General features: G+C 71.6%; 11 protein-coding genes. 5 read left to right on the forward strand and 6 right to left on the reverse strand.

Annotated features, from left to right (window positions below):
* Window positions 1–23 precede the first annotated feature (23 nt).
* Entirely contained in the window at window positions 24–1565 is a 1542-nt protein-coding gene (locus F9B16_RS22830; protein ID WP_192808947.1) for an ABC transporter substrate-binding protein, read from the reverse strand.
* A 383-nt stretch (window positions 1566–1948) separates the two neighbouring features.
* Here F9B16_RS22830 and F9B16_RS22835 point away from each other — a divergent pair, with 383 nt between their 5' ends.
* The 5 genes from F9B16_RS22835 to F9B16_RS22855 all read left to right on the forward strand — a co-directional run bounded on the left by F9B16_RS22835 (window position 1949) and on the right by F9B16_RS22855 (window position 7074).
* On the forward strand, window positions 1949–2968 hold the full coding sequence (locus tag F9B16_RS22835) for a LacI family DNA-binding transcriptional regulator (RefSeq protein WP_151542146.1): 1020 nt from the start codon (window positions 1949–1951) through the stop codon (window positions 2966–2968).
* Complete coding sequence (locus F9B16_RS22840) at window positions 2965–4008, forward strand: family 43 glycosylhydrolase (protein ID WP_151542147.1); 1044 nt, start codon at window positions 2965–2967, stop codon at window positions 4006–4008. The genes F9B16_RS22835 and F9B16_RS22840 overlap by 4 nt, the downstream gene beginning before the upstream one ends.
* Before the next feature lie 134 nt (window positions 4009–4142).
* Window positions 4143–4946: an SGNH/GDSL hydrolase family protein gene (locus F9B16_RS22845; RefSeq protein WP_151542148.1), complete on the forward strand. Its 804-nt coding sequence runs from the start codon at window positions 4143–4145 to the stop codon at window positions 4944–4946.
* 77 nt (window positions 4947–5023) lie between these two features.
* Window positions 5024–6208 (forward strand): serine hydrolase domain-containing protein, encoded by a 1185-nt coding sequence (locus F9B16_RS22850; RefSeq protein ID WP_151542149.1) that lies wholly within the window; start codon window positions 5024–5026, stop codon window positions 6206–6208.
* Window positions 6209–6318: 110 nt separating this feature from the next.
* Window positions 6319–7074, forward strand: a complete 756-nt coding sequence (locus F9B16_RS22855; RefSeq protein WP_151542150.1) for an IclR family transcriptional regulator — start codon at window positions 6319–6321, stop codon at window positions 7072–7074.
* Window positions 7075–7078: 4 nt separating this feature from the next.
* On the opposite strand, the gene F9B16_RS22860 is transcribed toward F9B16_RS22855, so the two are convergent.
* The 5 genes from F9B16_RS22860 to F9B16_RS22880 all read right to left on the reverse strand — a co-directional run.
* Entirely contained in the window at window positions 7079–8224 is a 1146-nt protein-coding gene (locus tag F9B16_RS22860; protein WP_151542151.1) for an acyl-CoA dehydrogenase family protein, read from the reverse strand.
* 47 nt (window positions 8225–8271) lie between these two features.
* Window positions 8272–9330, reverse strand: a complete 1059-nt coding sequence (locus F9B16_RS22865) for an LLM class F420-dependent oxidoreductase (RefSeq protein WP_225991869.1) — start codon at window positions 9328–9330, stop codon at window positions 8272–8274.
* Window positions 9320–10870: an AMP-binding protein gene (locus tag F9B16_RS22870; protein WP_151542153.1), complete on the reverse strand. Its 1551-nt coding sequence runs from the start codon at window positions 10868–10870 to the stop codon at window positions 9320–9322. The genes F9B16_RS22865 and F9B16_RS22870 overlap by 11 nt, the downstream gene beginning before the upstream one ends.
* Window positions 10871–10897: 27 nt before the next feature.
* Window positions 10898–12001 (reverse strand): acyl-CoA dehydrogenase family protein, encoded by a 1104-nt coding sequence (locus tag F9B16_RS22875; RefSeq protein WP_151542154.1) that lies wholly within the window; start codon window positions 11999–12001, stop codon window positions 10898–10900.
* Window positions 11998–12586 (reverse strand): LLM class flavin-dependent oxidoreductase (locus tag F9B16_RS22880; RefSeq protein WP_151542155.1); only part of this gene is annotated, 589 nt, incomplete at its 5' end. The genes F9B16_RS22875 and F9B16_RS22880, both read right to left, overlap by 4 nt.

Consider the following 12586-nt stretch of genomic DNA (forward strand, 5'->3'; position numbering starts at 1 on the left):
TCGGTATCCCTCGGGGCCGTGGGCTACCGGAAGTCGCTCAGCTTGGGGGCGAGCGCGTTGAGGTCGGTGGACTTCTCCAGCCGGACCGCCTTCGGGTCGTAGCCGAAGAAGCTGTTCATGTACACCCACGGCGCGAACCACGCCTGGTCGATGACGTGCCGGTTCAGCTCCTGCTGCGCCGTCGCCGCCTCCTTGCCCTGGCCGGACAGGACGGTGCTCCAGAGCCGGTCGATGGTGGGATCGGTGATCTTCTCGGTGTTCCACACCGCGGTGGGGATGATCGCGCCGTCGATGGTGAGCCGCGAGTCGCCGTGGTTGCCGAGCGGCCAGAAGATGATGGGGTACTTTCCGCTGAGCGTGTCGAGAAGGGCGTTCGACCCGGACAGCGTGACCTGCTTGGCGTTGATGCCGAGTTCCTTCAGCCCCTGGATGACGATCGGCATCGCGGCGTCCAGACCGAAGCCGGCGATGTAGGGGATCTGCACCGAGAAGCCCTTGGCGTAGCCGGCGTCGGCCATGAGCTTCCTGGCCGCCGCGACGTTGTAGGGGTAGGGGTCCTGGAAGCCCGGGATCCACGCCGGGCTGTTCTTCCGGAAGATCTGCGCGGTGGGCTCGGCCTGCCCCTGGTAGAGCTTCTGGGCGATGGCGTTCTTGTCGAAGACCATGTTGATGGCGCGGCGGACCCTGACGTCGCCCAGCGCCGGGACGACCTTGCCCTTGCGGTCCTCGATGAGCAGGCCGGCCCACTGGCCGTGCTGCACCAGCGCGGTCAGCCCGGAGGTCTTCAGCTGGCCGAGCGCCGACGCGTCGGTGATCGCGCCGGAGATCTGCCCGGTCTTGAGGGCGTTCACCCGCGCCGTCCGGTCGGTGAGCACCTTCAAGGTGATCTTCTTGTAGGGGTAGCGGGCCGCGTCCCAATTGGCCGGATTCTTGGTGAGCACGTACACCGAGCCCGGCGTCGAGGCGGCCCGGTCGTAGAGGTAGGGACCGGAGCCCACCGGCGCCTGATCCAGCTTCCCCGACGCGAGGTACTTGGGGCTGGCGATGGCCCCGGCGCCGAGGCACATCACGGTGGTGAGGTAGGACTTCGGCTTCGGTGTGGTCATGACCACGGTCGAGGCGTCCGGGGACGACACCTTGACGCCGGGCAGGAAGCTCTTCCCGCCAGGCGCGTTCACCTGGTAGTCCAGCGCCGCCTTGACGGCCGGACCGTCCACCGGGGTGCCGTCGCTGAACTTCATGCCTGGCCGCAGGTGCAGGGTCAGCTTCGTGTTGCCGTCGGTGAACTGGTAGCTCTGGGCGATGTTCGGCGAGACGTTGCCGAACTCGTCGCAGTTGAAGATCGTGTCGTAGACGGCGGACGACGCCCATGCCACGGAGCCGGGAAGGATCTTGCCTGGGTCCCAGCCGGGGATGTCGGCCTCCAGCCCGAGCACCAGGTCGTCCTTGCGGGTCGCGGCTCCGCCGTCCGTGCCGCCGCTGGTGCAGCCGCCGACGGCGAGCGCCGCCAGCAGCAGGCCGCAGCCGGCGACGCGGGTGAGGCCGCGACGTCCTCTGGTTGCCATCTGATCTCCTCGACACGATCGGGTCCCGCGACCGGCCCCGCACGGGGGCATCGGTGACTCGGGGGTGGGGGTGGCGCCGCACGACCGGTCCCTCGGCGAAGTCGACCGGCGACATCGGCGACGCTTCGCGGAGAGTTGTAGAACGGTTTATGAGCTTTACCTGAAGTTTAGATACATGACTTGGCGCCATGTCAAGCATCTTCTTGCCGAAACCTCCCCCTGACCGATCCCTGACAACGGGGGGACCCGCAGCCGTCGGCGGCATTTGCCGCCACGGGGAGGCAGAATGTAAAACGGTCCACAGCTCTCCCCGCCCATGACGGCACGACCGCGCGCCGCGCGCTACGGCCGTCCACCGCCCGCCGACACGACAGGAAGACCACGTGAACGACCCTCGCGTCACGATCCGGGACGTCGCGCGCGCGGCCGGCGTCTCACCGGCCGCCGTGTCCAAGGTGCTCAACGACGGTTACGGCGTCAGCGCGGCGATGCGCGAGAAGGTCATGCACGCGATCGCCGAGCTGGGGTACCGGCCGAACGTCACCGCCCGCGCCATGCGCGGGCGGTCGCACACCGTCGGCGTCGTGGCCGACATCCGCGCGCCGATCGTGGCCCAGGTCGTCGAGGGCGTCCAGGAAGGGCTGCGGGACTCCTCCCTCGACGTCCTGCTCGCACCGGTCGGAGACGCCCCCGAACGCCAGCGCGCCAGCATCGACACCATGATCAACCGGAACGTCGAAGGGCTGATCCTGATCGCGCCGACCCTCCCCTACACCGCGCTCAACACCCTCGGGCAGTCGATTCCGACGGTCCTCATCGGCCGCCACGGCGGCGGGCGCCACTTCGACAGCGTCATGGACGACGACGCGGCCGGAGCCGGGCTGGCCGTCGAGCACCTGGCCGGACTGGGGCACAGGAGGATCTCCCACATCACCATGCCGACGGGGAGGCTCCGCAGGCCCTCGGTCCTGCCGCAGACGGCCCGAGAGGACGGGTACGTCGCGGCGATGCGCGACCACGCCCTCGAACCCGACGTCATCACCACCGATTTCACCGAGGAGGGCGGCTACGCCGGAGCCCTGACCGCGCTGCGGCGCCGGGAGCCGGCGACCGCGATCTTCGCGGGCACCGACACGGTCGCCCTGGGCGTCCTGCGCGCGGCGCACGAGCTCGGGCTGCGCGTCCCGCAGGACCTGTCCGTCGTCGGCGCCGACAACATCCCGGTCAGCGCCCTACCGCAGATCTCCCTCACCACGATCGACCCGGCCGGGAAGCTGAACGGCTCGACGAGCGCCCGGCTGCTGCGCGAACGCATCGACGGCCGCCTCAACCCGGTCACCTACGCGATCGCCCCGTCCCTGGTCGTCCGCGGGACGACCGCGCCATCCGGAAGTGACCGATGACCTACACCTCGATCCGCCCCGGACAGGAGTGGCTGGACACCGGCGGCGAACGCATCCAGGCCCACGGCGGCTCGCTCTTGCATGTGGACGGCACGTTCTACTGGTACGGCGAGAACAAGGAGAGATCGAAACCGGGTAGCGGGATCTGGCACTGGGGTGTCCGCTGCTACTCCTCCACGGACCTCTACAACTGGACCGACGAGGGCCTCATCATCGCGCCCGTGGAGGACGACCCGGAGTCGCCCCTCCACCCCGCCCAGCTCATGGACCGGCCGCACATCGTCCGCGACGAGCGCGCGGGCAGGTACGTGTGCTGGCTGAAGATCATGGGCACCGGAAACGTCCAGACCTCGACGGTCCTCGTCGCGGACCATCTGCTCGGCCCCTACGAGATCGTGCGCACCGGACTGCGGCCGCTCGGAATGAACGCCGGGGACTTCGACCTGGTGGTCGCACCCGACGACGGCAAGGGCTACTACTACTTCGAGCGGGTCCACAGCGAGCTGGTCTGCGCGGACCTCACCGAGGACTACACCGGCGTGACGGGCTACTACTCCACCCATTTCCCGCGACGCCGGCCGCCCGACGTCCGCGAGGCGCCCGCCCACTTCACCCGCGACGGGCTGCACTACCTGTTCACGTCCGGCACCACCGCCTACTTCCCCAACCGCTCGGAGGTCGCGGTGGCGGAGACCTACCACGGACCATGGACCGTCCTCGGCGACCCGCACCCCGCCGACCCGACGGGCACCTCGTTCCGGTCGCAGATCAGCTCGGTCTTCAAGCATCCGGCCAAGAAGGACCTGTACATCGCCCTGGCCGACCGATGGCTGCCGAACGTTCCCGCCGAGCTGGCCCAGCAGGCGCCCGATGCGTTCCGGCGGATGTTCGCCGGGGAGCCTGGCGAGCCCGGCACGGACCTGGCGGCGGTCGAGGTCGACACGTCCATCGCCGACTACGTCTGGCTGCCCGTGCGGTTCGAGGGCGACATGCCGATCCTCGACTGGCACGACGAATGGCGGATCGAGGATCACGACTGACGCCCGTCCCCGGAAACCTTGACTTGAGGTAAAGGTCGAATTAGTTTTACCCGGCGTCAACCTCTGTCGCCCCGGCCGCACCGCGCGGCTGCGGCCCGGCTCCGACGAGCCGTCCCACCCCTGGAGGCACTCCCGTGCACCGACCACGCGCCCGCGCCCTCGCCGCGCCCCTCCTCCTGTCCGCCGCCCTCGGCCTGGTCGCCACCCCGGCTCGCGCCACGTCCCCCGCCTACGACTCGTCCACCCACTACGTGGCGATGGGAGACTCCTTCTCCTCCGGACTCGGCGCGCCGAACGCCAGCCTCGACTGCGGCCGCAGCCCGCAGGGCTACCCCACGCTGTGGGCCAAGGCCCACGGCATCAGCACGTTCACCGACGTCACCTGCGGCGGCGCGGTGACCGACGACGTGCTGGCCAAGCAGATCTCGGGGCTCAACGCCCAGACCGACGTCGTCACCATCACCATCGGCGGGAACGACGCCGCCTGGGGAGACCAGGTGTCGACCTGCCTGCTCTCCGGCGACAGCGCCTGCACCACCGCGATCGACAAGGCCGTCGCCGGGCTGCCCGCCGTCACGGCCAAGGTCGACACCACCTACACCGCGATCCGCCAGGCCGCCCCGCACGCCGACGTCTACGTCCTCGGCTACCCGCTCCTCTACGAGGAGACCGCCGGCTGCAGCAGCTGGCCCGCCCCCGACCAGTACCAGCGCAAGGAGATCAACCGCTTCGGCAGGGCGCTCGACCAGGGCATCGCCCAGAGCGCCGCGAAGGCCGGTTTCCGGTTCGTCGACGCCCAGCCGTACTTCGCCGGGCACGCCGTCTGCTCCGGCACCCCCTGGATCAACGCCACCCTAGCCCTCCCCGCACCGCTCCACCCCAACGCCGACGGCTACCGCCTCGGCTACCTGCCCGCACTCACCTCCGCCACCGGCTGATCCGATCACCGCGCGGGCTGGGCCTGGAGAGGGCCAGGCCCAGCCCGTCCCACCCCCGGCCCCCAGGGAGACCCAGAGTGCTTTTCGCCGACCATCGCCCCGACTCCGTCAAAGGCCGGTTCGCGCCGGGCATGGCACCGGTCGTCGAAGCGTTCGCATCGAGCATCGGGGATCCCGCCGCTGGAGGCGCCGCCCTCTCGATCTGGCACGACGGCGAGGAGGTCGTCGACGTGCATGCCGGGATCGCCGACACGAGGACCGGACGCCCGTGGGACGCCGCCACCCGAGCGGTGCTCTTCTCTGCGACGAAGGGACTCGGTGCTGTCGCTGTCGCCCGGCTCGCCGACGAGCTGAAGCTGGACCTTGACGCCCCCGTCGCCTCCGTCTGGCCGGAATTCGCCGCCCACGGCAAGGAGCGCATCACCATCACCGACGTGCTCGCCCACCGCGCCGGCCTCGTCGCCCCCGACACCACGATGAGCCCGGACGACCTCGCCGACGTGCGCGGCTTCGCCGACCGCCTCGCGGCACAGCGGCCGATGTGGCCGGACGCCTGCTCGCACCTCTACCACGCACTCACCTGGGGACCGCTGGTCAGCGAGATCGTCCGCCGCGCGACGAGCCGGGAGGCACCGGACGTCTTCGCCCGGGAGATCGCCGCTCCCCTGGACGCCGCGGTCACCCTGCGGGCCGACGACCGCGACCTCCGGCACCTGGCGTACACGACCGCGGCACCGGAAACGGAACTTCTGACCTCACAGACCATCCCGCAGATGGGTGAACTGGCCCACCGAATGCTGACCGCCGGTGGCGCCCTGCCGCTCACCCTGGTCGGGGACGGCACCGGCCTGAACGACCCGCGCCTACTGAAAGCGGGCCTGCTCAGCGCCGCCGGAGTCGGCACGGCATCAGGCCTCGCGAGGATCTGGTCCGCCACGATCACGCCGACGCGCGGCGTGCGCATCCTGTCCGACGATGCCGTCCGGCGACTCGCCGTCCCGCGCAGCACGGGCCCCAATGCCACCGACACGGAGACCGACGGCCCGTTCCACCGCTGGGGCGCCGGCGTGCAGCTCTCGTCCGAGGCGCTGACCTGGTTGAGCCCCTCTTCCTTCGGGCACGACGGCGCCGGCGGCCAGGCGGGTTTCGCGGATCCCGACTACGGCATCGGGTTCGGCTACGTCACCAACCGGATGGCCGCCGCCCCTCTGATCGGACCGATCGTGAAAGCCCTCCGCTCGATCCTCGACCATGCCTCGTAAAGCACGCGATCGCGAACGCCGATGAAGTGTGGTTCGGTTCGTCGTACCCTCGTTTTCACCTCGCTGTATACTCAGTGGAATCGTATTTCATTGAGTGGAATCAGAGGACCATGAGCGACGGGGCGATCAACCGGACGTTGCGCGTGCTGGCCACGGTGTGCGAGGCGGGGCCGCAGACGCTCACGGTCCTGTCCGCAAAGACGGGGCTGACTCCGCCCACGCTCCTGCGCACGCTGCGGTTGATGCGCGACGAGGGCTACGTGACCCAGGACGAGGACCGCAAGTGGCGGGCCACGATGCAGATGTGGCGGCTCGGCTGCGCCGTTAAGGACTCGACCGGGCTCAACGAGCTGGCCGGGCGGACGCTCGGCGAGCTGGTCGCCGAGATTGAGGAGACCGTGGTCTTCGCCGCGTTCGAGAACGGCTGGCTGACCTACCTCGCGCAGGTGGAACCGGACAAGCCCGTCCGGGCGCACGTCCCGCTCGGCGGGCACTACGCCGCGCTCGACACCACGACCGGGCACGCCGTGATGGCGTGGCTGCCCAAGGCGGAGATCGACGCGATCGTGCGGACGCAGGCCAGGCCGGAGTTCGACGCGCGCGCCCGGCGGGAGCTGTACCGGGAGCTGGCCGAGGTCGCCCAGCGCGGCGTCGCCAGCGGGTCCGGCGACCGGTGGCCCGGGGTGTGGGGCGCAGCGTCGGCCGTGTTCGACCATCGCGGCGTGCCGATCGGCGCGGTCGGCGTCTCCATCCCGGGCCGGGGGGAGCCGGAGCGGGCGGGGGCCGTCTCGGCCTCGGTGCTGCAGGCCGCGCGCCGGTTCACCCAGCAGCTCGGCGGGACGGTCCCCGCGCCCGGGAAGCGGTGAGCGGCTACAGGCCCATCGACTTGGCGATGATCGACTTCATGACCTCGCTCGTCCCGCCGTAGATCCGGCTCACCCGCGCGTCGGCGTACAGTCGGCAGATGTCGAACTCGCGGGTGTAGCCGTAGCCGCCGTGCAGTTGGAGGCAGGCGTCGACGACCCGGCCCTGCAGCTCGGTGCAGAACAGCTTGGCCTTCGCGGCATCGGCGGCCGACAGCGCGTCCCGCTCGTGCTCGGCGATCGCGCGGTCCACGAAGACCTGGCCTGCGGAGATCTGCGTCTCCAGGTCGGCCAGCACGAACTTGGTGTTCTGGAACGACGACAGGCTCTTGCCGAACACCTCCCGCTCGCGGACGTACCGCGTCGTGACCTCGAGCGCGGCCACCGCCTGGGCCTGCGCGTTGACGGCGATCGACAGCCGTTCCTGCGCGAGGTTGCCCGCCAGGTACTCGAAGGCGCGCCCCTCCTCCCCCAGCAGGTTCGCGTCGGGCACGAAAACGTCGTCGAAGAACAGCTCGGACGTGTCCTGGGTGAGCAGTCCGAGCTTCTTCAGCATGCGCCCGCGGGTGAAGCCGGGCGCGCCGTCCTCGACGGCCAGCAGCGACAGCCCGCCGCGCCTGTTCTCCGGCCTGGAGGTGCGGGCGACGACGATGACCAGGTCGGCCTGGGCCCCGCCGGTGATGAAGGTCTTCGCGCCGTTCAGCAGCCAGCCGCCGTCCGTGCGGCGGGCCGCCGTCGCCATCCCGGCGAGATCGGAGCCGGTGCCCGGCTCGGTCATCGCGATCGCCGTCATGACGTCCGCGCTCGCCATGCCCGGCAGCCAGCGTCGGCGCTGCTCCTCCGTCGCGTACTTCATCACGTAAGGCATGACGACGTCGGTGTGCACGCGCAGCGAGCCGAGCGTCGCGCGGCTGTAGGCGATCTGCTCGGTCACCACGCAGTTGAACAGGAAGGAGGACTCCCCGGCGCCGCCGTACTCGGCGGGCACCTGGATGCCGAGGACGCCGAGGTCAGCGACCCGGCGGTACAGGTCCCTCGGGACGAGCCCGTCCTCCTCCCAGTCCTCCATGTTGGGCACGACGTTCTCGGCGAGGAATGCCCGCAGCGTGTCGGCGAGGTCGATGTGCTCGGGCGCGTAGATGCCGCGTTCCATTGCTCGGTCCTTTGTTCGTAGGTCGGTACGGCGGTGCCGGTCCCGCGTCAGGCGGTCAGGTCCCGGAGGCGCTCGACGGCGCGGACCGCGTCGCAGCCCGCGTTGACGTTGACCCGGAAGACGGTGACGCCCGCCTCGCGGTAGGCGGCCAGCCGGTCGCGGACGTAGGAGGGCGGTCCGCAGAGGGTGAGCGCCTCGACCAGTTCTTCGGAGAGCGCCGCCGCGGCCTCCGTTCGCCGGCCCGCGAGGTAGAGGCGCTGGACGAGGTCGGCGTCGGCGGCGAACCCGTAGCGGCGGACGAGGTCGTTGTAATAGTTCGCCGTCGACGCCCCCATGCCGCCGATGTAGTGCGCGAGGGCTGGACGGGCCTTGTCGCGCGCGGCGGTCGCCGCCGCCGCGCCGCCGCCGGTCACCTCGACGGCCGCGCCGGCGCAGATGCGCAGCGGCGGCAGCCCAGCGTCCCGGACGGCCCGGCCCTCGTCCAGGCAGGTGCCCCAGATCCGGGCCGCGCGTTCGGGGATGTACAGCGAGGGCAGCCAGCCGTGCGCGATCTCGGCGGCGAGGCGGACGTTGCGGGGCCCCATGCCAGCGAGCCAGACGGGGATGTCCGGCCGCGGCGGGCGGGTCATGAGCTTCAGTGCCTTGCCGAGCCCGGCACCGGTCGAGCCGTCGAGGGGTGCGCTGACGGTCTCCCCCGCGTAGCGGAGGTGCTCCCGGCGCCAGATCATCCGGCACATCTCCACCACCTCGCGCGTGCGGCGCAGCGGCCGGTCGAACGGTGTGCCGTGCCAGCCCTCGACCACCTGCGGGCCGGACGCGCCGAGCCCAAGCTCGAAGCGGCCGCCGGTCAGCTCGTCGAGCGCCGCGGCCGTCTGCGCCAGCAGCGCGGGTGACCGGCTGAAGACGTTCATCACCCCGCTGGCCAGGCGCATCCCGGTCAGGGCGGCGCAGTAGCCGAGCACGGTAGCCGCGTCCCTACCGTAGGCCTCGGGCACCCAGAGCATGTCCGCCCCGGCGGACTCGATGTCGCGCAGGTAGGTCCGGAGCTCGGCGCCGGGCGCGGTCAGCGGGACGTTGGCGGCGAGTTCCAGGCGTTCAGTGCTCACGGCCGGTCCCCGTCGCCGCCCGCAGGGAGGCGCGCAGCTCGCGGCGCAGCAGCTTGCCGACATCGGAGCGGGGCACCTCGGCCCGGAACTCGATGTCCTTCGGCACTTTGAACCCCGCGATCCGTTCCCGGGCGAAGTCCCGGATCGACGCGGCCAGGGCGTCCGACGGGGCCGTTCCGGCGGCAGGGACGACGACCGCGACGACCCGTTCCCCCCACCGGTCGTCCGGAACGCCCACCACGCCGGCGTCCCGGACGCCGGGGTGCTCCAGGAGGGCGCTCTCGATCTCGGCGGGGTAGATGTTGACGCCGCCGGAGATGATGAGGTCGGCGGCCCGGTCGCTGAGGTACAGGTAGCCGTCCTGGTCGAGGCGGCCGACGTCCCCCAGGGTCGTCATGCCGCCGACCCGGCTCGCCGCGGTCTTGGCGGGGTCGTTCCAGTACTCGAACGTCCCGGTGCCGGAGAAGTGGACGCGGCCGACCTCCCCGGGCCCGACTTCGCGGCCCGACTCGTCCAGTATCCGGATGCGGACCCCCGCCCGGGCGCGGCCGACGCTGCCGGGGTGCGCCAGCCACTGCGCGGAGTCGATGAAGGTGACGCCGCCCTCCGTGCCGCCGTAGATCTCGGCGAGGATCGGCCCCAGCCAGTCGATCACCGCCTTCTTCACGTGCACCGGGCACGGCGCGGCGGTGTGGACGACCGAGCGCAGCGAACCGGTCTCATGGCCCGCGCGGACCTCCGGAGGAAGGCCCAGCAGGTCCGCGAACATCATCGGCACCATGTAGGTCCAGGTGATGGTGTGCTCTTCGATCGCCCGCAGCGCCGCGACGGGCTCCCAGCGAGGCAGGATGACCACGGTGTGGCCCGCTTCGAGCGCTTGCACCGCGTAGGCGAGCGGCGCGGCGTGATACAGAGGCGCCACCGACAGGTAGCGCCCCTCCTCATGGTCGGCGCCGTAGAGCTCGGCCCGTTTCAGGACCGCTGCGGCCGCGCGCTCCGGCGACAGGCCGGTGAGTGGGCGCCGCACGCCCTTGGGACGTCCGGTGGTCCCGGACGTGTAGAGCATGCGCTGACCGGCCGCCCGTCCCTCGGGCGGGTCGGCGGGCTGATCGGCGATGAAGTCGGCCAGGGCGGTGCAGCCGTCCCGGCCGTCGCCGTCCATCACGATGACCCGCTCGCGCGGCATCCCGGCGCGGTCCGCCGCCTCCAGCGCCGTCCCGGCGAACTCAACCGCGGTCAGCAGGAGCCGCGCACCCGAGTCCGCGAGGATGTAGCCGGCCTCAGCCGCGGTGAGATGCCAGTTGATCGGGGTGAAGTAGAGCGGGAGTTGCGTGACCGCTCGCTCGGCCAGCAGCACCAGCCCGGAGTTGGGCAGCAGCGCCGCGACGGTCGCCCCTTCGCGGTCGACGGATGCGGCGACGGCGCGTGCCAGCCGGTTCGCCCGCTCCGACAGTTCGCCGTAGCCGATCCGCCGGCCGTCCCTGTCGACGACCGCGATCCGCGAGGGCGCGCTGCGCGCGTAGCCGGTGAAGCTTCTCATGTCGATCTCCCGTCCGGAGACAGCGCCTCAGAGGGCCAGGCGGCGTGCCAGCTGCGCGCGGTGGTGGGTGGAGTCGCCGAGCAGGTGGGCCGACGCCTTGGCCCGCTTGAAGTAGAGGTGGGCGTCGTGCTCCCAGGTGAAGCCGATGCCGCCGTGAACCTGGATGGTGTCGGACGCGCAGGCGAAGCAGGCCTGCGAGCAGTACGCCTTGGCCAGGTGCGCGGCCTCGGCTGCCTCGGGCGACCCGGTCTCCAGGGCGTCGAGGAGGTGGTGGACCGCCGACCGGGCGGACTGGACCCGGGTGTACATCTCGGCGCACTTGTGCTTGATGGCCTGGTACGCGCCGATCGGCCTGCCGAACTGCACCCGGGTCTTGGCGTACTCGACCGTCATCTCCAGGCAGCGTTCGGCGCCCCCGAGCTGGGCCGCCGTCACGCAGGCGAGCGCGGCCCGCACCGTTTCCGCCATGGCGTCCCGCGGGTCGCCGGCCGCGCGGATCTCCTTGCCGGGGGCGTCCCGCAGCCCGACGCGGGCGAGCGGCTGCGTCAGGTCCAGGTTGTCGAGCGGTTCGGTGTGCGCGTGCGCGCCGTCGACGGCGAAGACACCGAGCCCGTCAGCGGTCACCGCCGGGACGAGGAGGAGCGCCGCGGTGGCGTCGGTGACGAACGGGACCGTGCCGTCCAGCCGCCAGCCGTCACCGGTGCGTCGCGCCCGCACCGGCACGTGCGACGGGTCCCAGCGGCCGTGCTCGTCCAGGAACGCCACGGTGGCGACGGTGTCGCCCGAGGCGATGCCGGGCAGGTGCGCGGCGTTCGCCTCCTTGTCACCGAGCAGGACGAGCAGGCGCGCCGCGAGCACGGCGCTGGACAGGTAGGGCGAGGGCAGCAGGACGCGGCCCAGTTCCTCGCTCACGAAGGCGGCCTCGGTGATCCCGGCTCCCGCGCCGCCGAACTCGGCGGGGACGAGCAGGCCCGGCGCGCCGAGACGGGCGAGGCCGGCCCAGGCGTCCGGGTCGTGGTCCGGCGGCCCCTCCAGGCGCGCGCGGGTGCGCGACAGCGGGCAGGACCGTTCCAGATAGCGTCGCACCTCGGCCTTGTAGGCGAGCTGCTCGTCGGTGGGGTTCAGCATCATCGGGCGCCCGCCTCACTCCTCGCCCAGGGGCCCTGGGGTTCCAGTTCGTCCGTGCCGAAGAGGTCCGCGACCAGGCCGGCCTGGTGCAGGACGTCCTCGAAGAGGAGGGAGAGGAAGATCCCGTCCACCTCGCGATGCAGCTCGATGAGCCGTTCGCGACAGTGCGCCGGGGTGCCGACGACCGCGAACCGGTCGAGCAGGTAGTCCTCGATGTCGGGGCGGTCGGCGAACATCCCGGCCGTGGGCGTCGCGCCGGAACGCCCGTGCCAGGCGAAGTCGTAGGAGGCGAAGCGTTCGGTGAGCACGCCGTGGAAGGCGTCCGGGACGTTCTTGCCCGCGAGGCTGCGGCCGAAGTTGAACCGGGCGGCGCTGATCGCGCGCGGCAGCATCCGGCGCCGCAGCTCCGCCACTTGATCGGGCGTCTCAGCGACGGCGAGCCGCACCGATGCCCAGGCCGCGGGCCGGTGCCTCGCCTCCGCCGCGGCGGCGCCGGCCAGGGCGCGCAGCGTCAGCGGGTCGCGGCCGGCGCCGCAGATGACGCCGTCGGCGGCGCGTCCCGCGACCGCCGCGGCCTTCGGCCCTCCG

Source organism: Actinomadura montaniterrae (assembly GCF_008923365.1).
In the GTDB taxonomy this organism is placed as follows: domain Bacteria; phylum Actinomycetota; class Actinomycetes; order Streptosporangiales; family Streptosporangiaceae; genus Spirillospora; species Spirillospora montaniterrae.

Bases quoted from the DNA above. Each gene is read 5' to 3' on its own strand.
- F9B16_RS22830 (WP_192808947.1), bottom strand. From the start codon at position 1,565: ATGGCAACCAGAGGACGTCGCGGCCTCACCCGCGTCGCCGGCTGCGGC.
- F9B16_RS22840 (WP_151542147.1), top strand. From the start codon at position 2,965: ATGACCTACACCTCGATCCGCCCCGGACAGGAGTGGCTGGACACCGGC.
- F9B16_RS22855 (WP_151542150.1), top strand. From the start codon at position 6,319: ATGAGCGACGGGGCGATCAACCGGACGTTGCGCGTGCTGGCCACGGTG.
- F9B16_RS22860 (WP_151542151.1), bottom strand. From the start codon at position 8,224: ATGGAACGCGGCATCTACGCGCCCGAGCACATCGACCTCGCCGACACG.
- F9B16_RS22870 (WP_151542153.1), bottom strand. From the start codon at position 10,870: ATGAGAAGCTTCACCGGCTACGCGCGCAGCGCGCCCTCGCGGATCGCG.
- F9B16_RS22875 (WP_151542154.1), bottom strand. From the start codon at position 12,001: ATGATGCTGAACCCCACCGACGAGCAGCTCGCCTACAAGGCCGAGGTG.